The organism is Streptomyces spiroverticillatus (assembly GCA_014650415.1).
In the GTDB taxonomy this organism is placed as follows: domain Bacteria; phylum Actinomycetota; class Actinomycetes; order Streptomycetales; family Streptomycetaceae; genus Streptomyces; species Streptomyces spiroverticillatus.
The window spans coordinates 799,261-822,407 of the sequence record BMUX01000001.1; the positions used below are offsets into that span (position 1 = coordinate 799,261).

Consider the following 23,147-nt stretch of genomic DNA (forward strand, 5'->3'; position numbering starts at 1 on the left):
CCGTTGCCCGCCCGCGGTGTGACCTGCGTCACGCTCAACAATGCGTCGGGAAAGCGGGCTTGGCCATGCGTGTGAACGGATGGTAGGCGTCGGGGCAATTCGGACGTATCGCGGAAAACCCATGATCACAGCGTTGATCATCGATGCCCGTTTTGCCCGTTACGGCGTCAATAAGGCGGCGCGGAGGCCGAATTCGAGCCGCATTTCGGCAACTGTGGCGGACACCACGTTTCTTGATGCCGAGTCGTTACCTCTGATAGCGGTTGTTCTCATGTCCCACACCGCTCACATACCCAGCCACCGGAAGCCCCGCCGCAGCGCCTCGAAGATGGCGCTCCGTGCCGGAGTTGCCGGTGGCGTCCTCAGCACCATCGCGGTTGCTGGTGCGGCGGCTCCGGCGAACGCCGACCCGGTGCACGAGACCACCGTCGAGATGCCGACGCTGACCGACGCCGCCGCCGCGAAGCCCGCCTCCACCGTCAGCACCGCTGCCGAGGCGACCCAGCAGATCGCCTTCGAGTACGACCGGCAGGCCCGCCAGGAGGCGGCCGCCGAGACCGCCATGAAGGACGCCAAGAAGGCCAAGGCCGAGGCGGACCGCAAGGCGGAGGCCGAGAAGAAGGCCGCAGAGGCCCGCGAGAAGGCCGAGAAGAAGGCTGCCGAAGAGCGCGCCTCGCGCTCCTCGGACCGCTCCGACCTGAGCTCCTACTCCTCTTCCTCCGCCTCTTCCTCCAAGTCGACCGCCACCGGCAGCGCCGCCGCCGTGATCGCGTTCGCGCGGGCGCAGGTCGGCGACGCGTACGTCCTGGGCAGCACCGGCCCGAACGCGTGGGACTGCTCGGGCCTCACCCAGGCCGCGTTCCGCACCATCGGTGTGGACCTGCCGCGCGTCTCGCAGAGCCAGTCGACCTTCGGCAAGCAGGTCGGCCTGAACAACCTCCAGCCGGGCGACATCCTGTACTGGGGCGGCGCGGGCAGCGCGTACCACGTGGGCATCTACGTGGGCGGCGGCAACTTCGTCGGCGCGCAGAACTCGGGCACGGGCGTCGTCGAGCGTCCGCTGTCGTACGACCCGCCGACCGGCGCCGTGCGCGTGCTCTGAGCACCACTCTTCGGCCGAGGGCCGTCGTTCCCCCGCTCGGGAACGACGGCCCTTCGTCGTACGTCAGTCCCGGGCGGCCCAGTCGGCCCGCCGCCCGAGGTGGTTGAGCAGCACGGCCACGTCGTCCGCGCCCTCCGCCGGTTCGACGGCCGCCGCGAAGGCGAACCCGCGCAGCGGTTCCACAAGCGCGTGGGCGACCGGCAGCAGGGCGCGGGCCAGGTCCAGGGTCAGCGGGGACGGCCGGCCGGTGGCGGCCGCGATGTCCCAGGCGTGGACGGCAGCGTCCAGCGCGGCGGCGCCGACCGCGAGTTCGGCGGTCAGCGAGAACGGCGGCAGCGGCACGGGCACCGCACTCTCACCGGGCTTGACCCCGGCGAAGGCCTCGGCGGTGCGGCTGAGCGCCGGATCGAGCAGGGCGGCGGCGGAGCTCTCCCCGCCGAACGCCGCCGCGTCCGGGGCGAAGGGGTCGAAGCCCGGCCCCTCCCCGCCGGTGATCTTCGAGGCGTACGCGAGCTGGTCGCCGGCCGCGTGCCGGAGCACCTGGGCGACGTTCCACTCGGAACAGGGCGTCGGGGCGGTCCACTGGTGCGCCGCCACGCGGACGGCGGCGGTGCGGATGGCCTGGTGCGCTTGGTCGAGCAGGTCCCACTGGTTCGAGGTCATGGCGCCAACCTACGGGCGCGAGCACGCCCCCGCCCGCAATTCCCCCGCCCCGTAACGGACTTGCCCCTGACTACCCCAGATTCCCGAGCCCGGTGTTCGCCCCGCACAGCACGACGGCGGTGCGCTCCCCCGCCTCGGGCACGTACGCCATGGCCGTCGCAGCCGCGTGCTCGACGGCGATCCGGTGCTCGTCCCACAGCCGCTGCCGGCTCGCCACGATCGCCTCGTCGGACACGAGGACGGAGCGCACTCCCTCGCGGCCGACCACCGCCAGCGCGTCCTGCGAGACGCGGGTCGCGCCGAGGGAGTCGGCGGCGACGGACTCCACCGGCACGTCCACGACACGGCCCGCCTCCAGGGCGGCGTTGAGCGCCCGGCAGTTCTCCGGCTCGACGGCGACGACCCGTACGCCGGCCTCCAGGGCGGCCGTCGCGACCCCGGCGAAGAGCCCGCCGCCGCCCACCGACACCACGATCGTGTCGATGCCTCCCGGAATCCGTCGCAGGATCTCCTCGGTCAGGGTGCCCGCGCCCGCCGAGATCAGCGGATGGTCGTACGCGTGCGAGGCCAGCGCCCCGGACTCCGCCGCGAACTCCGCGCAGGCGGCGCGGGCCTGGTCGTACCGCTCCCCCACGAGCCGTACCTCGGCGCCGTACGACCGCAGCCGCTCGACCTTCACGGGCGGGGCGTTCTCGGGCAGGAAGACGGTGGCGCGCACGCCCAGCTCACGGGCGGCCCAGCCGCAGGCGAGACCGGCGTTGCCGCCGGAGGCGATGGTGACGCCCGCGTCGGGGAGGCTCTGGGACTCCCGGTGGGCGAGGAGGAAGTTCAGCGCGCCGCGGGCCTTGAAGCTGCCGGTGTGCTGGAGGAATTCGAGGGCGAGGTGGCGGTCGTCGCCGACGGGGGCGACGGTGACTTCCCGGACGCGGCCGGAGATGCGCTCGGCGGCGACTTTGATCTCACCGGGGGTGAGGGGCGGGGTCATGGGGGGCTCCAGGGGGGGACAACTGTGGGCCGGGGGCGCGGGCTTCCGGTGCCGGGGGTGCGCGTGGGGGCCGGTGCCGCCCCCGGGCCCGGATCGGGCGGGCCGCCCCCTTGCCCGCCCGTCCCGCCCCCCGGGGGGCGGCCCCGCCGCCCAAGGGGACGGCGGCGGAAGCGGGAGGGTGGGCACCCAAGGGGACGAGCCGGGTCAGGAGTTGGGGGCCACCTTGGCGAGGCCGTTGATGATGCGGTCCATCGCGTCGCCGCCCGTCGGGTCGGTCAGGTTGGCCAGCATCTTCAGGGTGAAGCGCATCAGGATGGGGTGGGTCAGGCCGCGTTCCGTCGCGAGCTTCATGATCTTCGGGTTGCCGATGAGCTTCACGAAGGCGCGGCCCATCGTGTAATAGCCGCCGTACGTGTCCTTGAGGACCTGGGGGTAGCGGGCGAGCGCCATCTCGCGCTGGGCGGGGGTGGCTCGGGCATGCGCCTGGACGATGACGTCCGCCGCGATCTGGCCGGATTCCATCGCGTAGGCGATGCCCTCGCCGTTGAACGGGTTGACCATGCCGCCCGCGTCACCGACCAGGAGAAGTCCCTTGGTGTAGTGGGGCTGACGGTTGAAGGCCATGGGGAGGGCGGCGCCCCGGATGGGGGTGGTCATGTTCTCGGGGGTGTACCCCCACTCCTCCGGCATCGAGGCGCACCACGCCTTCAGCACCTCCCTCCAGTCCAGCTCCTTGAACGCCTTCGAGGAGTTGAGGATGCCGAGGCCGACGTTGGACGTCCCGTCGCCCATGCCGAAGATCCAGCCGTAGCCGGGGAGGAGACGGTCCTGGGGGCCGCGCCGGTCCCACAGTTCCAGCCAGGATTCGAGGTAGTCGTCGTCGTGTCGCGGGGAGGTGAAGTACGTCCGTACCGCGACGCCCATCGGGCGGTCCTCGCGCCGGTGCAGGCCCATGGCGAGGGACAGCCGGGTCGAGTTGCCGTCGGCGGCGACGACGAGCGGGGCGTGGAAGGTGACGGGCAGCTTCTCCTCCCCGAGCTTCGCCTCGACGCCCGTGATGCGCCCGGTGCGCTTGTCGAGGATCGGAGCGCCCACGTTGCAGCGCTCGTACAGCCGCGCGCCCGCCTTCTGGGCCTGACGGGCGAGCTGCTCGTCGAAGTCGTCACGCTTGCGGACGAGTCCGTAGTCGGGGTACGAGGCCAGCTCGGGCCAGTCGAGCTGGAGCCGCTGCCCGCCGCCGATGATGCGCAGCCCCTTGTTCCGCAGCCACCCGGCCTCTTCGGAAATGTCGATGCCCATCGACACGAGCTGCTTGGTGGCACGGGGCGTGAGCCCGTCGCCGCAGACCTTCTCGCGCGGGAACGCGGTCTTCTCCAGGAGGAGTACGTCCAGGCCGGACTTGGCCAGGTAGTACGCGGTGGCGGAGCCGGCGGGTCCGGCCCCGACGACGATCACATCTGCGGTGTGTTCGGAAGGGGTCGAGGTCGCGGGCTCGGTCACGGCGGGGTCTCCCGTAAGACTCGATGTTGATGTTGTGCCTTGACGGCACGGGCCACCGGGCAGTCTATGGGGGCGTACTCCTCCATCATCTGAAGGGCTGCCCTCATGACCCTCACGCCACCTGTGGCCTCCGAACTGTCCCGACCGCTGCCGACCGTGCGGCTGCGGGTGCCGGTCGAGGAGGACGCGTACGGCTGGTACGACGCGTTCAAGAACCGGGAGGTCATGGAGTTCTTCGGCGGCCGGCCCTCGGGGGTCTCGGTCTACGAGGAGCTGACGGCCCGCCAGCGCAAGCACGACGCCGAACTGGGCTACTGCCTGTGGACGCTGCTGGACGAGGACGACCGGGTGATCGGCTTCACGGGCGCGCAGCCGTGGCCGCGCACGCACTACGGGCCGGTCGGCGAGATCGAGATCGGGTGGCGTCTGGGGCGGGAGTTCTGGGGCCGGGGCTATGCGTTCGCGGCGGCGCAGGAGGCGGTGGCGCGGGTGCGGGCGGCGGGGGTGCCGGAGGTGGTGGCGGTGGTGGATGCGCGCAATGCGCGGTCGATCGCGGTGACGGAGAAGCTGGGGATGCGCCCGGCGGAGACCTTCGTGGTCCCGGCGACGGGGGCGGAGCCGGAGCGGTCCGGCCGCTGCTTCCGGCTGTCGCTCTAGTCGGGCGTACGGTCCGGCTTGGCTCCTTGCACCGGGTGCGGCCGGTGGGAGCTCGGCCGGGGGCCCCGTCACGGGGCCGGTGTCGGGGGTGCGGGCAGGGGCCGGTGCCGGGGCGGGCCGGGATCGGGCGTGCGGGCAGGGGGCCGGTGCCGGGGCGGGCCCGGATCGGGCGTGCCGCCCCCTTGCCCGCCCGTCCCGCCCCCGGGGGGCGGCCCCGCCGCCCAAGGGGGCGAGGGAAGAGGGGAAGAGGGGGGCGGAACCCGCCTAAGCCCCCACACCCCGCCGCACCCTCGCCGCATACGACCCCACCAGCACCGCCCCCGCCAGCCACAGCAGTCCGAAGAGCAAGGCCTCGGCGATGCCGAGGGAGAGGGAGGCGCGTCCGGTCGCTCCGGAGAGCTCTCTGATCCCGCCCGAGATCTCCGCCGACATCCCGGAAGCCCCCATCAGCACGAGCAACAGCAGCAAGTAGGCGACGGCGCTCACCAGTTGAGCCCCCCGCTCCGGCGTCCGGCGTGCCGCCAGCACCCCCAGGACCAGCGCGCACACCGCCCCGAGCACGAGTGCCCCGGCCACGCCCCACCCGCTGAACTCCTCCGCGATCTGGTCGAGCCCGATCTCGCCGCGTTCGGCACCGACCCGGAAGGGTCCCCCCGCACCCTGGACGTCGTACGCGAGCGGCACCCCCCAGCACAGCCCGAGCACCGCGATCCCGATGTTCGGCAGGACGGGGAAGAGGACGAGTAGGTCTTCGAGGCTCGTACCGCCCTTGACGACGAGGACGACGAGCCCGACGACCGTGCACAGCACGATGCCGACGACCAGGGCCCGTACCGCAGTCCCCAGCGCCCGCATCGCCAGCACCGTGCCGGGCCGCTGCCCCGCCCACCGGGCGAGGTCGTCGCGCTGGAGCACTCCGACCGTGACGGCCAGCGCCACCGCGAACGCGATCAGCGTGACGAGCACGGGCGCGATCGAGATCTCGACGGTCTCGATCTCGGGCTGGGAGAGCAGCCCGAGGATCAGCACGCCCGCCGCGACGACCAGCGAGACCCGTATCGCGGCCTCAACTCCCGCCGTGCGGCTGGGGAGTTGTCCGGCGGCGGCGCGGGCGGCGAGGCCGCGGCGCAGCATGCGCGCCCCGAGCCACAGCGCCAGGACGAGCAGCACGGTGACCGTGAGCGGGACGAAGGAGAGGGTGGCCCCGCCCTCGACGGTCAGGCCGGGAGTGTCGACGCCGGAGCCGTAGTCGGGCCAGTTGCCCGAGCCCTCGGAGGGGTCGACCCGGTAGCCGGAGCGCATGGCGTGGAACTCGATGCCGCCGCCGAAGGCCTGGAGCAGCAGGGCGAAGGAGAGCCGCAGCCGGACCGCCCAGCCGAGCGGAACGTCGTCGTCGCCCGCCTTGCCGTCGAGGACGTACGAGAGGACCACGAGCCCCGCCCCGAGGACGAGCAGCAGCCCGAGCGGCCAGGCGGCGGCCCGCACGGCGGCACCCCACCCGCTGCGGAAGGTGCGCGAGAGGAACTCCCCTGCGGCGGAAGGCTGCTGAGGCGCACCAGCGACATGACCGGGGCCAGGACCGGGACCGGGGCCAGCGACATGACCGGGGCCAGGACCGCCCCCGTACCCCGGCATCTGCCCGTACGTCTGCCCGGGTGCATACGCCGGCGGAGGCGGCGGCCCGGCAGGCATGGCCGGTGCCGCGGGCACGGCCGGCGCGGCGGGCCCGGCCGGCGCGGGCGGCATGGCGGGCACCCCGGCCCCCGCCCCCGCCGCCGGGGCCCAGCCGCAGCTCACGCAGGACCGGGTGTCGCCGGGGGTGACGGTTCCGCAATGGGGACAGTGCAGCGCCATGAGGGAGGCTCCGGGGAGGCGAGTGGGCGAGCGGGTCCACGGACGTGAACTGACTCATCCTGCCCGCCCGCCACCCCCCGGTGAAGGGGTGACGAGGTCTCAAATCCGTTGCGCAGTAAGGAAGATGGGGCACCCGGGGATCATGGGGATCAGAAGACCGACAGCCCCGTCAGGGACGTGAACCGGTCCAGCGCCGCTATGCCCGCCACCGAGTTCCCCTGCGGGTCCAGCCCCGGGCTCCACACGCACACCGTGCACACGCCCGGCACGACGGCGACGATCCCGCCGCCCACCCCGCTCTTGCCGGGCAGCCCGACCCGGTACGCGAACTCGCCCGCCGCGTCGTACGTTCCGCAGGTCATCATCACCGCGTTGATCTGCTTGGCGAGGCGGCGCGGCAGCAGCCTCGTCCCGTCGGCGCGCAGGCCGTGGCGGGCCAGGAAGAGGGTGGCGAGGGCCAGGTCGGAGCAGTTCATCTCGATCGAGCACTGCCAGAAGTAGTGGTCGAGGAGGGCGGGGATGGGGTTGGCGATGTTGCCGTAGGAGGCCATGAAGTGGGCGAGGGCCGCGTTGCGGTCGCCGTTGTCGGACTCGGAGGCGGCGACTTCGGGGTCGAAGGTGACGTCCGGGTTGCCGCTCTCCTGCCGTACGAATTCCAGGAGTTCGCTGCTCGCGTCGCCGGTGAGGGTCTGGAGCCGGTCGGTGACGACGAGCGCGCCCGCGTTGATGAAGGGGTTGCGCGGGATGCCGTTCTCGTACTCCAGCTGGACGAGCGAGTTGAAGGGGTTGCCGGACGGCTCGCGGCCGACCTTCTCCCAGAGGTCGTCGCCGCCCTGGGCCAGGGCGAGGGCCAGCGCGAAGACCTTGGTGATGGACTGGGTGGAGAACGGCTGCTGCCAGTCCCCCACCCCGTACACCTTGCCGTCGAGGTCGGCGATCGCCATGCCGAAGCGGTTCGGGTCGACGCAGGACAGGGCCGGGATGTACGCGGCGACCTGCCCCTGGCCGATCTGCGGCCGCACATCCGCCTCGATCCGGCGCAGGATGCCCGGGAAGTCGAAGTCGACGGGCTGCTCCAGCTCGGACTCCGGCCCGTGCTCCGACTCCGGCCCCACCGCACCCGGCCCGCTGCTCATCAGACCCGCACGCCCCGGTGCAGCGCCACCACGCCGCCCGTCAGGTTGCGCCAGGCGACCTGCGACCAGCCGGCCTGCTGGAGCTTCTTGGCGAGTCCGGCCTGGTCGGGCCAGGCGCGGATGGACTCGGCGAGGTAGACGTACGCGTCCGGGTTGGAGGAGACGGCGCGCGCGACCGGCGGCAGTGCCCGCATCAGGTACTCGTTGTAGACGGTGCGGAACGGCGCCCAGGTCGGGTCGGAGAACTCGCAGATCACCACCCGTCCGCCCTTCTTCGTCACCCGGAACATCTCCTTCAGCGCGGCGTCGGTGTCGACGACGTTGCGCAGCCCGAAGGAGATGGTGACGGCGTCGAAGGACTCGTCCCGGAACGGCAGCTTCGTCGCGTCACCGGCGGTGAAGGGCAGGTGCGCGTGCTTGCGCTTGCCCTCGCTGAGCATCCCGATCGAGAAGTCGCACGGGACGACGTACGCGCCGGTGGCGGCGAAGGGGAGGGAGGAGGTGGCGGTGCCGGCCGCGAGGTCCAGGACCCGCTTGCCGGGGCCGGGGTCGACGGCCCGGGTCACTTCCTTGCGCCAGGCGCGGTCCTGGCCCAGGGACAGGACGGTGTTGGTGAGGTCGTAGTTCGCCGCCACTCCGTCGAACATCGACGCGACTTCGTGCGGCTGCTTGTCCAGGGATGCTCGGGTCACGAGCCCCATTGTGCCGGTAGGGGACGAACGGGGCTCAGGCGGGCACGGACGGGTCCGCCCGAGCCGCGCACGGGAGCCCGTCAGGCCCGGCGGAACACCAGCCGTCCGCCTATGACCGTCACCAGACAGTCCCCCGCCGGCTCCGAGAAGACCGCGAAGTCGGCGGCGGAACCGGCGGTGAGGGAGCGGGGGCGGGGCCCGTGCAGGACGCGCACCGGGGAGCGCTCGACGGCGACCCGTACCGCTGGATGGGTGAAGGGTCCGGCGACGGCCGTCGTGCCGTGCGCGAGCAGGCGCTGCACCCCGCGCCGGGCGCTGGCACCCCACCGGCTGTCGGTCATGCCGAGGCCGTGCAGGGCGTGCCCGGACAGCGGCTCGGTGCCGAGATCGTCGGCCTCGCGGGGGTCGGGCCAGTAGCGGGCCTGGAGGAGGGTGACGGCGTCCGGCTCGAAGCGGCCGGGGGTGAGGTAGCCGTCCCACTCCCGGACGCGGGCGCGCGGGTCGAGGTGCGGGGCCAGTTCCTCGTACGTACCGACGGCGGAGATGCGGTCGCCGTCCACGACGACCGCGTCCCCGGACGCGCCGTCCGCCTCCCGGATGCCGCGCACCCGGTGAATCGTCAGCACCGGCGCGTCAGTTGGACGCGAGGAGCTTCAGCTCGGGGTGGGCCGTGCCGCCCTCGATGGCCGTGGAGGAGAGGTGCGAGACGACGTGGTCGTCGACCGGGTCGTTGGCCGGGTCGTCGTGGACGACGAGGTGCTCGTACGTCGTGGCGCGCTGGGCCGGGACCCGTCCCGCCTTCCGGATCAGATCGATGATCTCCATCCGGTTGGAGCGGTGCTTGGCCCCCGCCGACGAGACGACGTTCTCCTCCAGCATGATCGAGCCGAGGTCGTCCGCGCCGTAGTGCAGCGACAGCTGGCCGACCTCCTTGCCGGTGGTCAGCCAGGAGCCCTGGATGTGGGCGACGTTGTCGAGGAAGATCCGCGCGATGGCGATCATGCGCAGGTACTCGAAGAGGGTGGCCTGCGTGCGGCCCTTCAGCGCGTTGTTCTGCGGCTGGTACGTGTACGGGATGAAGGCGCGGAAGCCGCCGGTCCGGTCCTGTACGTCGCGGATCATGCGCAGGTGCTCGATGCGCTCGGCGTTGGTCTCGCCCGTGCCCATGAGCATGGTGGACGTCGACTCGACCCCGAGGTTGTGCGCCTCCTCCATGATCTCCAGCCAGCGCTCGCCGGACTCCTTGAGCGGCGCGATGGCCTTGCGCGGCCGGGCGGGCAGCAGCTCGGCACCGGCACCGGCGAAGGAGTCGAGCCCGGCGGCGTGGATACGCTGGATCGCCTCCTTGGTGGAGACCTTCGAGATCCGCGCCATGTGCTCGACCTCGGACGCGCCGAGGGAGTGGATGACGAGCTGCGGGTACGCCTTCTTGATCGCGGCGAAGTGCTCTTCGTAGTACTCGACGCCGTAGTCGGGGTGGTGCCCGCCCTGGAACATGATCTGGGTGCCGCCCAGCTCGACGGTCTCCGCGCAGCGGCGCAGGATGTCGTCGAGGTCACGGGTCCATACGTCGGGGCTCTTCGGCGCGGCGAAGAAGGCGCAGAACTTGCACGCGGTGACGCACGAGTTCGTGTAGTTGATGTTGCGCTCGATGATGTACGTCGCGATGTGCTCGGTGCCGGCGTAGCGGCGGCGGCGCACGGCGTCGGCGGCCTGGCCCAGCGCGTGCAGCGGGGCGTCCCGGTACAGGTCGAGGGCTTCCTCGGGGGTGATGCGGCCACCCTCGGCGGCACGGTCAAGGACAGACTGGAGGTCGGCCTTCTCGGTCACCGGGGCGGTTCCTTCCCAGAGGGGTTCGGGGGTCGTACGTCAAGACTGATCCAGCGTACGCCAGGGGCCCGGGCCTCCTGGGCGGGGCCCGGGGAGGGCGGGAAGGTCGTATTTCCCACACGGGAACCGCACGGGAATTCGCCCCGGTGTGGCAGGCACGCGTACGTAATGTCCGCTGGCGGGGGCGGAATCCGGCCGATAGCTTCGTCGGGCTCGGATCGCCCCGCCTGCCGCGTCAGGAGCTGTTGCACGTGAATCGACGTTCCATACCCGCCGTCGCCGCGTCCGCCGTGGCCGCCGCACTCCTGCTGAGCGCGTGCGGAGGCGGAGGCGGCAAGCAGGAGCAGCCGGCGGCCGCGCCCGCCGGGGCCGCGAAGAAGTCCCCCGCGCCCGCGGCGCCCGCGTCCGGACCGAAGCGGCCCGACCTCGGCCTCGGCGACGGCCACTGGGTGACCTTCGACTTCGCGCGGCCCGCGGACCCCCGGCAGTCGGCCGCCCTCGCCGACTCCTCGCGCTACATCCAGGCGATCTGGCACGGCGTCCACGTGCGGAACGCCAACGACCCCGGCTACCGCTTCTACTCCCGCGCGGGCGGCACCGCCTTCGGGAAGGCCCGGATCGAGAAGGAGCTGAGCAGCGGCCTGGTGCCCGGCGGCACGGACCGCTACTACAACGTCACCACCGCACCGGCCGAGGACGGCACGTCCGTGCAGGTCGGCTTCTGCCACGACCTGTCGAAGGCCTTCAGCAAGACCCTGAAGACCGGCAAGCGCAGCCCCGCGCGCCCGAATCCGGCCAATTTCCAGAAGTACAGCATCCTGATGCGCCCCTCCCCCGCGCTCGCGGACGGCTGGGTCGCCCAGGAGGTGCAGGTGCAGGAGCGGGCGACGGCGGAGTGCAGCACCACCAAGCCCTCCAAGGCCCAGAAGAAGCCCGCCAAGACCGTCAGGCCGACGCCGCCGAAGAAGTCCGACAGCGGCACGTCGAACAAGCCGAGCAAGCCCAGCAAGCCCAAGAAGACCCGCCACTGACGCGCAACTCCCGTACGTCTACTGCTTCTTCAGCGTGCCGTACGGCTTCCCCTGCTGCGCCGACGGCGACGTGTACTGGAGCGTGCCGTCCGGGTTGCGGTCGAGGACGATCTGGCTGGACTCGCCGGAGCACAGCAGCGGGGTGGAGGGCCGCGCCGGGTCGGTGCGGTCGACCACGACGACCTTGTCCGCCGTCGCCGACTCCAGCTTGCCGATGCCGTAGCACTTGACGCCCATGAGGTCGTACGAGGACTTCAGCACGTCCTCACCCTTGGCGCCCCGCGCGAGGGTGAGCGTGATGGTGCCGTGCGGCTGGTTGGTGGTGGCCTCGGTGAGGCTGCCGGTCCAGGTGCCGACGAAGCTGTCCGGCACCCCGCCGCCCGGCACCTGCGGCGCCGATGAGTGCGCCCCGGGCGGCTCCGCGGCACCCGACCCCGAGTCCTTCTTGTCCCCGCCCCCCAGCATTCCCGGCATTCCCGGCAGGAAGGCGATGCCCAGCGTCACCGCGGCCAGCGCGCCCGCCACCGCGAGCACGAGCGTGCAGCTGCGCCGCCGCCCCCGCCCGTCCGGGGCCCCGGACGGCGAGGTCTCGGTGGCGACCGACACGGACAGCCCGGGCCGCTGGGCGGGGACCTCGGGCTTCCTCGCCGGCACCTCGGGCACGGGCCTGCTCCCGTACGACACGGGCGGCGGCCCGAATTCCCCCGGCACCGGTGCCCCGCCGCCCCCGCTCACCACCCCGTGCGTGAACGGCACGGGCCCCGAGGCCGCCTCCATCTCCAGCAGCCGCACCGCACTGCGCCCGGCCTCCGCGACCAGCTCCCCCGGCAGCCAGCCCGCCGCCACGGCCGGGGCCGCCCCGCCCGGCACCAGCCGCCGGCCGATCTCCTCCGGCGTGGGCCGGTCGGCGGCGTTCTTGGCGAGGCAGGCCAGCACCAGTTCCCGCACGTCCCCTTCCAGGCCGTCCAGTTCGGGTTCCTCGTGGACCACCTTGTAGAGCAGGGAGGCCGCCGAGTCGCCGGGGAAGGGTGCCGTCCCGGTCGCCGCGAAGGCCAGCACCGCGCCGAGCGAGAAGACGTCGGCGGCCGAGGTCACCCCCTTGCCGAGGATCTGCTCGGGCGACATGTAGCCGGGCGACCCCACCGAGACCCCCGTCGACGTCAGCGAGGCCGTGGCGTCGGTCGCCCGCGCGATGCCGAAGTCGATCAGCCGGGGCCCGTCGAGGGTGAGCAGCACGTTCGACGGCTTCACGTCCCGGTGGACGAGGCCGAGCCCGTGCACCGCCGTGAGCGCCTCCGCGAGGCCCGCACCCAGGACCCGTACGGACGCATCCGGCAGCGGACCGTGCGCCGCGACGGCCTGTGTCAACGACGGGCCCGCCACGTAACCCGTCGCCACCCACGGCACCGGAGCCTCCGCGTCCGCGTCCAGGACGGGCGCGGTCCAGGCCCCGCCGACCCGCCGTGCGGCCTCCACCTCGCGCCGGAACCGCGCCCTGAACTCCTCGTCCTGCGCGAAGTGCGGATGCACGATCTTGACGGCGACCGTGCGGCCCCCGGCGTTGCGCCCGAGGTAGACCCGGCCCATGCCGCCGGACCCCAATCGCCCGAGCAGACGGTAGTCACCGATATTCTGCGGTTCGCCCGCTTCCAGCGGCTGCATGGTGATGTTCTCCCCCGAGACCTCGTGGACCGCCGTGAACCCTGCTCCCCACAGTAGGGCCGACGTGTGCGGGATCACTGGGACAGTTCGGACACCGGGCGAACCGATGTCCCGCGGGACACATCTCCTTGTACGGAACGCGCACGGAGCGCGTCCGCCACGTGTACGGAATCGGGCCGCCGCACCGCCCCGTCACCGCACCACGTCCGCCCCCACCCGCCCGGAGCCCCCGCATGAATCGCCTGCCGAACCGCCGCCTGATAGCCGCTGCGCTGCTCGCGTCCGCCCTGACGCTCTCGGTGACGGGCTGCTCGGACGAGGGCAAGCCGTACGACTTCAACTCGGCCGAGACGAACGGCGGTTCGATCCAGCGCAACGACCTCCAGCAGGCGGCGTCCAAGGGCGAGTCCGACACGCTGCTGCCGCGCGGCCCGCGCGCCGACTTCTCCGTCTTCCGCACCCTGGACGACGGCACGAAGGTGGCCGAGACGACCCTGTCCGGGGCGAAGTCCGGATTCACCGGCAAGGTGTGGGTGTGGGCCCCGAAGCAGTATTTCGATCCGAAGTACGCGGAGAGCGGTTTCCCGGTGCTGATCGCGCTTCCCGGTTCGTACGGGTACGACAGCAATTACTGGTCGCTGGAGAAGAAGCACTTCCTGGAGACGGTCGCCGACATGTCCCAGAAGGGCACGAGCCTGCCGTTCGTCGTGGTGATGCCGGTGCAGAATCCGGAGAAGAAGTACTACGACGGGAGCGACATTCCGGGGCGGCCGAAAATGGGCACCTGGATCACCCAGGACGTACCCGATTTCGTCAAGGCGAATTTCCGTACGTTCCGCTCGCGGGACGGCTGGGCGTTCATGGGTTCGTCGTCCGGCGGATTCATCGCGCTGAAGTCGGTGCTGGGGCACCCGGAGCGGTTCAAGGCGGCGATCTCCTCGGGCCCGGACATCGTGCCGGACTCCCCGATGTGGAAGGGCTTCCCGCAGGAGAAGCTGGCGAACAATCCGCGGAAGCTGGCCGCCGACCTGATCAAGCGCCCGGACGCCCCGAAGGTCTACCTGGCGTTCCAGGCCGGCTCCAAGGAGAAGCTGATTCCGCGCGTGCAGCGCTTCATGCACGACTACGGCAAGGGCCCGATCAAGACCCGCCTGGAGATCATTCCGGACGGGGTGCACAATCCGGCGACGTACATCAAGGGCATGGAGTCGGGCAGCCTCACCTGGCTGAGCTCGCACCTGAAGGCACCCGTCCCCACGCCCTGAGCGGACGGCCGGGGGTCACTCCCCGAGCGGGGTCACTCCCCGAGCAGGGGGTCACTCCCCCAGCAGCGTCACCTGTACGTCCGTCGGGTACCCGGTGGTGTCGCCGGTGCGGCGGGCGAACTCGCGCACGCCGGCGATCTGGTCGGGCCCGAAGCGGAAGTCGAGCGTGGTGAAGTACTTCTCCAGCAGCTCGGCGTCGAAGTCCTCCCAGCGGGCGGCCTGCTCGGCGACCTGGTCGACCTCGGCCAGGGAGAGGTCGCGGGAGGCGAGGAAGGCCTCGTGGGACTTCTGCACGTGGTACGGCTCGCGGGCCAGGTAGTCCTTGCGGGCGGCCCAGACGGCGAAGACGAACGGCAGCCCCGTCCACTCCTTCCACATCTGCCCCAGGTCGTGGACCTGGAGCCCGAGCCGGGGCGCGTCGTGCAGGGAGGCCCGCAGCGCGGCGTCCCCGATCAGCACGGCGGCGTCCGCCTCGCGCATCATCAGGCCGAGGTCCGGCGGGCAGGTGTAGTAGTCCGGCTCCACCTCGTACTGCTCGGCGAGCAGCAGCTGGGCCAGGCGTACGGAGGTGCGCGAGGTCGATCCGAGGGCGACCCGCGCCTTGTCCAGCTCGGCGAGCGGCACCTTGGAGACGATCACGCAGGACATGACGGGCCCGTCGCAGCCGACGGCGAGGTCGGGGAAGGCCACCAGGTCGTCGGCGTTCTTCAGGAACTCGACGAGGGTGACGGGGCCGATGTCCAGGTCGCCGCGGATGAGCTGTTCGCTGAGCCGCTCGGGGGTGTCCTTGGTCAGCTCGAAGTCCAGCAGGCTCCCGGTGCGCGCGAGGCCCCAGTAGAGGGGCACGCAGTTCAGGAACTGGATGTGGCCGACGCGGGGCCGGGTGCGGTTCGGCGTCAGCTCGCCAGCGGTTGAATTGTCCACATCGCGAGGCTAGACCCGCCCGGTCCGGAGGGCCCCTCCGGGGGGTCCGGGCGCACCGCGCACGACCTCTCCCGGCCCTCCCGGCGTCAGCCGACACGCCCGTGTCAAACATCCGAGTGACGTGATCTTTCCCTCTACCGCTTGCCTGAAGGTGCGTGCTAGGCTCGCCCGCAAGTTGCAGTTTGGTTTCCCTTGCAGTACAGAGCCTGCGGACATGTAACCCGCAGGCTTTTGTTTTCAGACTTCCTTGCAGGTTCTGGAGCAGGGCAACCCTTTGGCCCATGGGAGGGCTTATGGCTACCGGAACCGTCAAGTGGTTCAACGCTGAAAAGGGCTTCGGCTTCATCGCCCAGGACGGCGGCGGCCCGGATGTCTTCGTCCACTACTCCGCGATCAACGCGTCTGGTTTCCGCTCGCTTGAGGAGAACCAGCTCGTGAACTTCGACGTCACGCAGGGCCCGAAGGGCCCGCAGGCGGAGAACGTCACCCCCGCCTAAGTCCTCTCGGACTCAAGGACTGGGAAACGACCGATCGCGGTCGTTGAACGCAGTACCCAAGGAGCCCCGTTCCGATTTCCCGGAACGGGGCTCCTGCCTTTGTCGCCCTTATCGGTAAAGAGCTTCTATTTCCGCTGCATACCGTTCCAGAACGGCTTTCCGGCGCACTTTCAGGGTGGGGGTGAGGGTGCCGTCGGCGATGCCGAGGTCCTGGTCGAGCACGGCGAAGGCCCGGATGCGGGCGGGCCGGGAGACCTGGGCGTTGGCCGCCTCCACCGCCTCCCGGACCAGCTCCCGCACGGCCGGGTGCCGGCCGGGCCGCGGCCCGAGGTCGTGCCCCTCGCGGGCGGCCCAGGCGGCGATCTCCTCACCCTCCAGGGTGATCAGGGCGACGGGGTGCGGGCGGCGGTCCCCGGCCATGACCGCGTACGAGACGTACCGGGACTGCTGGATCGCATGCTCGATCGCCGACGGGGTCAGGTTCTTCCCCGAGGACGTGATGACCAGGTCCTTCTTGCGCCCGGTGATGGTCAGATACCCGTCCTCGTCGATCATCCCGAGGTCCCCGGTGTGCAGCCATCCGTCGGCGTCGAGGGCCTCGCGGGTGGCGGTGTCGTTCCCGTGGTACCCGGGGAAGACCATCCCGCCCCGGGCCAGAACCTCTCCGTCCTGCGGATCGATCCTCATCTCGCATCCGGGGTACGCCCGCCCCACGGAGCCGTACTTCACCGCTCCCGGCCGGTTGAGCGAGATGACGCCGCCGGACTCGGTCATCCCGTACCCCTCGTAGACCGGGATCCCGCAGGCCCGCAGGAAGTCGAGGGTCTGCGGGGCGATGGGGGCGGCCCCGGTGAGCGCCCACCGCAGACGCCCCCCGAAGGCGGCGCGCACGAGCCCGTACAGCGACTCCTCCGCGGCCTCCCACGTCGCCCTGTCCTCCTCCGGAAGCCGCCCCTCCGCCGCCAGCACGCCCACCCGGACGGCCTCCGCGAACCGCTCCCGCCCACCCTCCTGGGCCTCCGCCAGCCCCAGCACCACCGCGTGCACCTTCTCGAACAGCCGGGGCACGGACGGCAGATGGGTGGGCCGCACCTCGGCCAGCTCCCCGACGACGTCCTCGATCCGCCCCCCGAAATAGCACAACTCCCCGCCGAACATGAGGGTGTTCAGCTCGATCAGCTGCGCCAGCAGATGCGCGAGCGGCAGATACAGGTACGTGACGTCCCCCGGCCCGCCCCGGATCATCTCGGCCCCGCCGTCGAGGACGGCCCCGAAGTTGGCGTGGGTGAGCCGGCACCCCTTGGGCGGCCCGGTGGTCCCGGACGTGTAGACGAGCGAGGCGAGGTCCTGGGGCCGGACGGCGGCGGCCCGCGCGAGGAAGTCGTCCACGGCGACCGCCCCGGCGTCCAGTCCGGCCAACTCCCCGAAGAGCAGGGCGGGAAAGGGCCCGGAGGGCGTTGCGGACGACACCCGTTTCGCCTGCTCGGCGTTCTCGCACAGGACGAGGGTCGCGCCCGAGTCCGTCAGGACCCAGGCGAGCTCGTCGTCGCCCGCCGTCGGGTAGACCGGGACGACCACGGCGCCCACCGCGAGCACGGCGAAGTGGGCGTACGTCCAGTCCGCGCAGGTCTCGCCGAGGACGGCGACCCGGTCGCCCGGGGCGACCCCGGCCGCCATCAGGCCGCGCCCGATGTCCCGTACGCGGTCACGGAGCCGGTCGTACGAGACGGGACCGGCCCCCTTTGAGCGCAGGGCCGGGAGGTTCCCGTACCGTTCGCCCGCCCATTCGGTGAACTCGGACAGTGCCGCAGGACGCGGCCGTGCCGCGGACGTGCCACCCGTATCGGTCATGACCCGACGGTAAGGAGCCGTCCTCGTACGGGAGATGACCGGAAGCGTCAGCACCACTGACCCGCGCGCTCACAGCGGCTACCTTCCCTCCATGGGCAAGCGGACGATCACCGTGCACCACGTGCGGGCCGTGCTGCGCGGGGCCGAGCGGGCCGGGCTGGACACGGTCCCGCTCCTCCAGGCCGCCCGGATCCCGCCGCTGCTGCTGGGCGACGACCGGGCGCGTGTCACCAGCGTCCAGTTCGCCCGGCTCTTCCGGGCGTTGTACCGCACGACGCAGGACGAGTTCCTGGGCCTCGCGTCCGCGCCGAGCCGGCCGGGGACCTTCGCGATGATGTGTTACGCGACCATGGGCTGCTCCGACCTGGGCCGGGCGATGGAACGCGGCACCGCCTTCTACGCCCTCTTCCCCGACGGCCCGAACCTCTCGCTGAGCCGGACTCCGGCCGAGGCGGTCTTCACCGTGCACAACGGGCTGGGGGCGGACGAGGAGAGATACGAGGACCGGTTCCTCACCGAGTGCATGGTGATCATCTGGCACCGGCTGTGCAGTTGGCTGACCGGGAGCCGCATCCCGCTGCGCTGGGCGGAGTTCGCCTACCCGCCGCCGCCTCACGAGTCCGAGTACGGGAGCCTCTTCGGCTGCCCGGTCCGCTTCGGGGCCGCCCGCACGGCGGCGGGCTTCGACGCGCACTGGCTCGCCGCGCCGCTCGTCCAGGACGAGTCCTCGCTCGACGCGCTCCTCCGCCGGGCCCCCTTCGACCTGCTGACCCGGCGGGAGTACGGCACGACGGTCGCCGAACAGGTCCGCCGCTCCCTCGCCCGGGCGCTCCGCGCCTCCCCGCGCCTGCCCACCCTCACGGACACCGCCGCCCGCCTCGCCGTGAGCCCGGCGACGCTGCGCCGGCGCCTGGACCGCGAGAACACGAGCTTCCAGCACCTGAAGGACGCGGTGCGCCGGGACGCGGCGATCGCGGCCCTGGCGGAGGGCCACGAACCCATCGCCGAGCTGGCGGCCCGCCTCGGCTTCTCGGAGGACACGAGCTTCCACCGCGCCTTCCGCCGCTGGACGGGCACGACTCCGGGGGCGTACCGGGTGGCGTCCCACGGGGCGCTCCCTCAGGGGTCCGGGCAACGGGGCGAGCCCTTCCTCGCTGCGCCCCCGCGCCAGTGAAGCTGAGCATTCCGGTCAGCCCCCTCCTTACTCACCGGTCACTACCTTCTCCGTACGCAAGAGCGCACCCTGCACCCCCCACCCCCGTAGGGAGAGCCATGTCCGTACGCACTCGAACCCTCGCCGTCTCCGCCGCCCTCGCCCTCTCCGCCTCCCTCCCCGCGACGGCGAACGCCGCCGACCCCGCTCCCGGCGCCCTCCTCTCCGCCGCCCCCACCTCCTTCCACCCCCTCCCCCTCCAGCCCACCAACACCGACGCCTGGCACATCACGTACCGCTCGACGACCGCGAAGGGCGCCCCCAACACCGTTTCCGGCACGGTGATCGTCCCCCGGGACGGCCGCAAGGGCCCGCGCCCCCTCGTCACGTACGCCGTCGGCACGGTGGGCATGGGCGACCAGTGCGCCCCAAGCGCCGGGTTCCCGACCGGCACCACCACCGAGGCGACCCTCATCAACCAGGTCGTCCAGCGCGGCTGGGCCGTGGCCGTGACGGACTACGAGGGCCTGGGCACCCCGGGCGACCACACGTACACGGTGGGCCGCGCGGAGGGCCAGGCCGTCCTGGACGCGGCCCGCGCCGCCCTGAAGCTCCCCGCCTCGGAAACCGGTCTGACCCCCGCCTCCCCCGTCGGCATCATGGGTTACTCCCAGGGCGGCCAGGCCAGCAGTTGGGCGGCCGAACTCCACGACTCGTACGCCCCGGAACTGAACGTCAAGGGCACCGCGACCGGCGGCGTCCCCGCCGACCTGATGGAGGTCGCGAAGTTCAACGAGGGCAACATCGGCGCGGGCCTGATCCTGATGGCGGCGGCCGGCCACGACACGGCGTACCCCGAGCTGAAGCTCGACTCGTACCTCAACCAACAGGGCAAGTCCTACGTCGACTTCATGCGCAAGAACTGCGTGGCGATCAACGCGATCTCCGCCCCCTTCAAGCGGATCAGCGAGGTCACCACCACCAACCCCCTCGAATCCCCCGACTGGCAGGCGAAGCTGAACGACTCGAAGCTCGGCCGCCACGCCCCCGACCACCCGGTCTACCTCTACCACGGGGCCGTGGACGAGCTGATCCCGTACAAGGTGGGCAAGCAGTTGCGCAGCGACTGGTGCGAGGCGGGCGCGAAGGTCCAGTGGCGCACGCATCCACTCCTGGGACACATCGGCGGGGTGACGGTCGGGGCGTTCCCGGCGATGGACTGGCTCGCCGACCGCTTCACGGGCAAGCCGGCGGACGGCAACTGCTGACCGTCGTACGACGCGGGTTCTCCCCTGCCGCGAAGGTTTCGCCCTGGACCGCCCTCCTCGGCACGACCGTCCTGCTGATCACCGGATCCACCGCAACCGCGGCCGCCGCCGGGAACGCACGCCCACGCCACCGAACACGGCCCCCGGCGGCCCCGCAAACCCCATGGCGCCACGGCCGCCCAGGGGCGACGATGCCCCCATGACCGACACCACCGCAGACCGCCCCGCACGCTGGACCGAAGCGACCGTCTACCCCGACATGTGGGTCAACCCGGACGACGACCCCCGCGACAGCGACCAGCCGTCCCCCGAGGGCGAGCTCGCCACCCTCCTCGACTTCATCACGAACTACCGCCTCACCCTGCGCATGAAGTGCGACGGCCTGACCCCCGCCCAGCTGGCCACCCGCTCCGTCCCCCCGTCCACGATGTCGCTCCTCGGCCTCGTCCGGCACCTCGCGGAGGTGGAACGGGACTGGCTCAACTGGATCACCCACGGCGACCCGCTCCCGAAGCTGTACGGCAAGCGCGACGCGGACTTCGACGAGGCGACCGGCGACCCGGCACAGGTGGAGTCCGCCTGGGCCGACCTGGAACGCCAACAGGCCGCCACGGACGCGGAGTTGTCCAAGTACCACACCGACCTCGGCGCCCGCGTCGGCCGCGAGGACATCGCCGTGCGCGAACTCATGATCCACATGGTCGACGAGTACGCCCGCCACTGCGGCCACGCGGACCTGCTCCGCGAGTGCGTGGACGGCAGGGTGGGCCAGTAGCCCCGCCCACCCGACCCGTACGTCGCCCCCGCCCCTTCAGGGGTGGGGGTCACCTGAGGGTGAGCGGGGTTTCGGCGGTCACTCGGTGGAGCTTCTCCGGGTTGCGGACGTAGTAGAGGCCCGTGATCCGCGCGGATTCGACGCGTGCCGTCATCACCCCGTCCAGCTCGCCGTCGATGTGGATGAGGAGGCCCGGGGTGCCGTTGACCACGGTGGGCGTGACCGTGAAGGCGGAGCCCTTGCCCTCGACGTGCTTGCCGATGCCGCCCAGCATGAAGCGGGCCACCTTCGCCGCGCCGACCGTGGGCCGCAGGGCCGCGTGCTTGATGCCGCCGCCGTCGCCGATCAGGACCACGTCCGGGGCCAGCACGTCCAGGAGCCCCTGGAGGTCGCCGGTCTCCAGCACGCGCCGGAAGGAGGCGAGCGCCGCCCGGGTCACGCTCGCCGGGACCGTCTGGCGGGGGCGGCGGGCCTCGACGTGCTGCCGGGCCCGGTGGGCGATCTGGCGGACCGCCGCCGGTGACTTGTCCACCGCCGTCGCGATCTCGTCGTACCCGACGTCGAAGATCTCCCGGAGGACGAACACGGCGCGCTCGGTGGGCGAGAGGGTCTCCAGAACCAGCAGCATGGCCGTGGAGACGCTCTCCGCCAGCTCGACGTCCTCCGCCACGTCCGGCGCGGTGAGCATCGGCTCCGGCAGCCAGGAGCCGACGTACGACTCCTTGCGGCGTTGCAGCGTGCGCAGGCGGTTGAGGGACTGGCGGGTGGTGATCCGCACCAAGTAGGCGCGGCGGTCGTCCACTTGGGCGAGGTCGACCTTGACCCAGCGCAGCCAGGTCTCCTGGAGCACGTCCTCCGCGTCGGCGGCCGAGCCGAGCATTTCGTAGGCGACGGTGAAGAGGAGGTTGCGGTGGGCGAGGAAGGTCTCGGTGGCGGGGTCGGGAGAGGGAGAGGGCCCGGGGGCGCTCAGAGGGGTGCTCACGGCAAGATCCTTTTCCTTGGCTGCCGTCTGATCATGGACCGGTCAGGCCGTACGGTCGAGAGCCCGCGGCGCATCCTGTGCGGCCAGCCGCTCCCGGCGCTGACCGCCGCCGCCCATCCGGTGCAGCCGGTACCCGCCCGGCTTGGCCGCCTCGCCCGCCAGATGGCCGACGACACCCGCGCACACCGTCTCCTTGAGCTTCGCGCCCAGCGCCCCGTCGACCTTCCAACGCACCGCCGTGTCCGCCCTGTTGGCGAACTGGAAGATCCCGTCGCGCCGCCCCAGGCTGATGCACTGCGCGGCGAACGGCTGGTTCACCGTCTCCGGCTGCTCGCCCGCGATCCGGCTGAGCACCGTGTCGGCGGCCTGCGCGCCCAGCGGCATCGCGGCCTGGCAGCTCATCCGCAGCGGCAGGCCCGAGGGGGCGGCCGAGTCGCCCGCCGCGAGGATGCGGTCGTCGTCGACGCTGGTCAGGGTCTCGTCGGTGAGGAGCCGGCCGAGCGCGTCGGTGGTCAGGCCGCTCCGTACGGCCAGGTCCGGAACACCGAAGCCGACCGTCCAGACGGTGAGCGCACTGCTCAGCTCCCGCCCGTCGGCCAGGCGGACGGCGTCCCCGGTGACCTCGACGGCCCTGCTGCCGGGGCCGTCCACCACCTCCACCCCGAGGCGGGCCAGCCGCCGGGCCACCGAGCGCCGGCCGCTCGGGTGGAGGTACGGGTTCAGCTCGCCGCCGCAGACCAGGCTGACCGGACGCCCCGCCTCCGCCAGCTCGGCGGCGGTCTCGATGCCGGTGGGCCCCGACCCGACGACAACGACCCGGGCGGTCGCACCCACGCCCTCCAGCGCCGGACGCAGCCGCTCCGCCTCCTCCAGGGTGGTGATCGGGTACGCGAACTCGGCAGCCCCCGGGACGCGCGGATCGGCGCTGCCGCTCCCGACCGCGTACACGAGGTAGTCGTACGACAGGTCCTCGCCCGCCCCGAGCGCAACGCTCCGCGCCCCCGCGTCGATCCGCTCCACGGTGTCGACCACCAGCCGCACCCCCTCCGCGAGCACCTCCCGGAACGCGACGACCGCACCACCGGTCCCGGCGACCTGCTGGTGCAGCCGGATGCGGTGGACGAAGTCGGGGCGGGGGTTGACGAGGGTGACGGTGAGGTCACTGCGCCGGGTGAGGCGGTTGGCGGCCATCACTCCGGCGTAGCCGCCGCCGATGACGACGACGCGGGTGGCCTGGGTCTCGCTCATGGTGTCCTCCACTCGAAAGGGGTTCGACCACAGGACACCGGGGGTGCGGAGACTGTGACGGGATGTGGCGGG

The 23,147-nt window shown here is 72.0% G+C and carries 21 protein-coding genes; 8 read left to right on the top strand and 13 right to left on the bottom strand.

Going from position 1 to position 23,147, the window contains the following annotated elements:
• Positions 1–271: 271 nt before the first annotated feature.
• On the top strand, positions 272–1,102 hold the full coding sequence (locus tag IE269_RS03690) for a C40 family peptidase (RefSeq protein ID WP_189821186.1): 831 nt from the start codon (positions 272–274) through the stop codon (positions 1,100–1,102).
• Positions 1,103–1,165: 63 nt separating this feature from the next.
• Here the strand turns inward: IE269_RS03690 and IE269_RS03695 are convergent, their stop codons facing one another.
• The 3 genes from IE269_RS03695 to IE269_RS03705 form a co-directional block, all read right to left on the bottom strand.
• A complete protein-coding gene (locus tag IE269_RS03695) occupies positions 1,166–1,765 on the bottom strand; it encodes a TIGR03086 family metal-binding protein (protein ID WP_189821187.1) in 600 nt (199 codons plus the stop codon).
• A 70-nt stretch (positions 1,766–1,835) separates the two neighbouring features.
• Positions 1,836–2,750 (bottom strand): threonine/serine dehydratase, encoded by a 915-nt coding sequence (locus IE269_RS03700; protein ID WP_189821188.1) that lies wholly within the window; start codon positions 2,748–2,750, stop codon positions 1,836–1,838.
• 204 nt (positions 2,751–2,954) lie between these two features.
• Positions 2,955–4,250 carry a geranylgeranyl reductase family protein gene (locus IE269_RS03705; RefSeq protein ID WP_189821189.1) on the bottom strand — a complete coding sequence of 432 codons (1,296 nt, stop codon included), beginning with the start codon at positions 4,248–4,250 and terminating at the stop codon, positions 2,955–2,957.
• A 105-nt stretch (positions 4,251–4,355) separates the two neighbouring features.
• On the opposite strand from IE269_RS03705, the gene IE269_RS03710 reads away from it, so the two are divergent.
• The gene (locus IE269_RS03710) at positions 4,356–4,907 is read left to right on the top strand and encodes a GNAT family N-acetyltransferase (protein ID WP_189821190.1); all 552 of its coding nucleotides are present in this window, start codon (positions 4,356–4,358) and stop codon (positions 4,905–4,907) included.
• 264 nt (positions 4,908–5,171) lie between these two features.
• Here the strand turns inward: IE269_RS03710 and IE269_RS03715 are convergent, their stop codons facing one another.
• The 5 genes from IE269_RS03715 to mqnC form a co-directional block, all read right to left on the bottom strand.
• Positions 5,172–6,392, bottom strand: coding sequence for a hypothetical protein (locus IE269_RS03715; protein WP_189821191.1), 1,221 nt, complete (start codon positions 6,390–6,392; stop codon positions 5,172–5,174).
• Positions 6,393–6,910: 518 nt separating this feature from the next.
• Complete coding sequence (locus IE269_RS03720) at positions 6,911–7,897, bottom strand: glutaminase (protein ID WP_189821192.1); 987 nt, start codon at positions 7,895–7,897, stop codon at positions 6,911–6,913.
• A complete protein-coding gene (locus IE269_RS03725; RefSeq protein ID WP_189821193.1) occupies positions 7,897–8,589 on the bottom strand; it encodes a demethylmenaquinone methyltransferase in 693 nt (230 codons plus the stop codon). The genes IE269_RS03720 and IE269_RS03725 overlap by 1 nt, the downstream gene beginning before the upstream one ends.
• Before the next feature lie 80 nt (positions 8,590–8,669).
• Entirely contained in the window at positions 8,670–9,215 is a 546-nt protein-coding gene (locus IE269_RS03730) for an imidazolonepropionase-like domain-containing protein (RefSeq protein WP_189821194.1), read from the bottom strand.
• Between the two features lie 7 nt (positions 9,216–9,222).
• Complete coding sequence (gene mqnC / locus IE269_RS03735; protein WP_189821195.1) at positions 9,223–10,419, bottom strand: cyclic dehypoxanthinyl futalosine synthase; 1,197 nt, start codon at positions 10,417–10,419, stop codon at positions 9,223–9,225.
• A 251-nt stretch (positions 10,420–10,670) separates the two neighbouring features.
• Here mqnC and IE269_RS03740 point away from each other — a divergent pair, with 251 nt between their 5' ends.
• Positions 10,671–11,450: a hypothetical protein gene (locus IE269_RS03740; protein ID WP_189821196.1), complete on the top strand. Its 780-nt coding sequence runs from the start codon at positions 10,671–10,673 to the stop codon at positions 11,448–11,450.
• 18 nt (positions 11,451–11,468) lie between these two features.
• Here IE269_RS03740 and IE269_RS03745 read toward each other — a convergent pair whose 3' ends face one another.
• Positions 11,469–13,112, bottom strand: a complete 1,644-nt coding sequence (locus IE269_RS03745; protein WP_189821197.1) for a serine/threonine-protein kinase — start codon at positions 13,110–13,112, stop codon at positions 11,469–11,471.
• Between the two features lie 233 nt (positions 13,113–13,345).
• On the opposite strand from IE269_RS03745, the gene IE269_RS03750 reads away from it, so the two are divergent.
• Positions 13,346–14,377 carry an alpha/beta hydrolase gene (locus tag IE269_RS03750; RefSeq protein WP_189821198.1) on the top strand — a complete coding sequence of 344 codons (1,032 nt, stop codon included), beginning with the start codon at positions 13,346–13,348 and terminating at the stop codon, positions 14,375–14,377.
• Positions 14,378–14,428: 51 nt separating this feature from the next.
• Here IE269_RS03750 and IE269_RS03755 read toward each other — a convergent pair whose 3' ends face one another.
• The gene (locus IE269_RS03755) at positions 14,429–15,301 is read right to left on the bottom strand and encodes a menaquinone biosynthetic enzyme MqnA/MqnD family protein (RefSeq protein ID WP_189821199.1); all 873 of its coding nucleotides are present in this window, start codon (positions 15,299–15,301) and stop codon (positions 14,429–14,431) included.
• Positions 15,302–15,594: 293 nt separating this feature from the next.
• Between IE269_RS03755 and IE269_RS03760 the strand changes: the two genes are divergently transcribed.
• A complete protein-coding gene (locus tag IE269_RS03760) occupies positions 15,595–15,798 on the top strand; it encodes a cold-shock protein (RefSeq protein WP_008738468.1) in 204 nt (67 codons plus the stop codon).
• 108 nt (positions 15,799–15,906) lie between these two features.
• On the opposite strand, the gene IE269_RS03765 is transcribed toward IE269_RS03760, so the two are convergent.
• Positions 15,907–17,649: an AMP-dependent synthetase/ligase gene (locus tag IE269_RS03765; RefSeq protein WP_189821200.1), complete on the bottom strand. Its 1,743-nt coding sequence runs from the start codon at positions 17,647–17,649 to the stop codon at positions 15,907–15,909.
• A 91-nt stretch (positions 17,650–17,740) separates the two neighbouring features.
• Here IE269_RS03765 and IE269_RS03770 point away from each other — a divergent pair, with 91 nt between their 5' ends.
• The 3 genes from IE269_RS03770 (at position 17,741) to IE269_RS03780 (ending at position 20,845) form a co-directional block, all read left to right on the top strand.
• Complete coding sequence (locus tag IE269_RS03770) at positions 17,741–18,823, top strand: AraC family transcriptional regulator (protein ID WP_189821201.1); 1,083 nt, start codon at positions 17,741–17,743, stop codon at positions 18,821–18,823.
• A gap of 98 nt (positions 18,824–18,921) precedes the next feature.
• The gene (locus IE269_RS03775; protein ID WP_189821202.1) at positions 18,922–20,070 is read left to right on the top strand and encodes a lipase family protein; all 1,149 of its coding nucleotides are present in this window, start codon (positions 18,922–18,924) and stop codon (positions 20,068–20,070) included.
• 199 nt (positions 20,071–20,269) lie between these two features.
• Entirely contained in the window at positions 20,270–20,845 is a 576-nt protein-coding gene (locus IE269_RS03780) for a DinB family protein (RefSeq protein WP_189821203.1), read from the top strand.
• A 49-nt stretch (positions 20,846–20,894) separates the two neighbouring features.
• Here the strand turns inward: IE269_RS03780 and IE269_RS03785 are convergent, their stop codons facing one another.
• Together IE269_RS03785 and IE269_RS03790 are read right to left on the bottom strand one after the other, a co-directional pair.
• Complete coding sequence (locus IE269_RS03785; protein ID WP_229897429.1) at positions 20,895–21,827, bottom strand: RNA polymerase sigma-70 factor; 933 nt, start codon at positions 21,825–21,827, stop codon at positions 20,895–20,897.
• Between the two features lie 42 nt (positions 21,828–21,869).
• A complete protein-coding gene (locus tag IE269_RS03790) occupies positions 21,870–23,075 on the bottom strand; it encodes an NAD(P)/FAD-dependent oxidoreductase (RefSeq protein WP_189821204.1) in 1,206 nt (401 codons plus the stop codon).
• Positions 23,076–23,147: the final 72 nt, after the last annotated feature.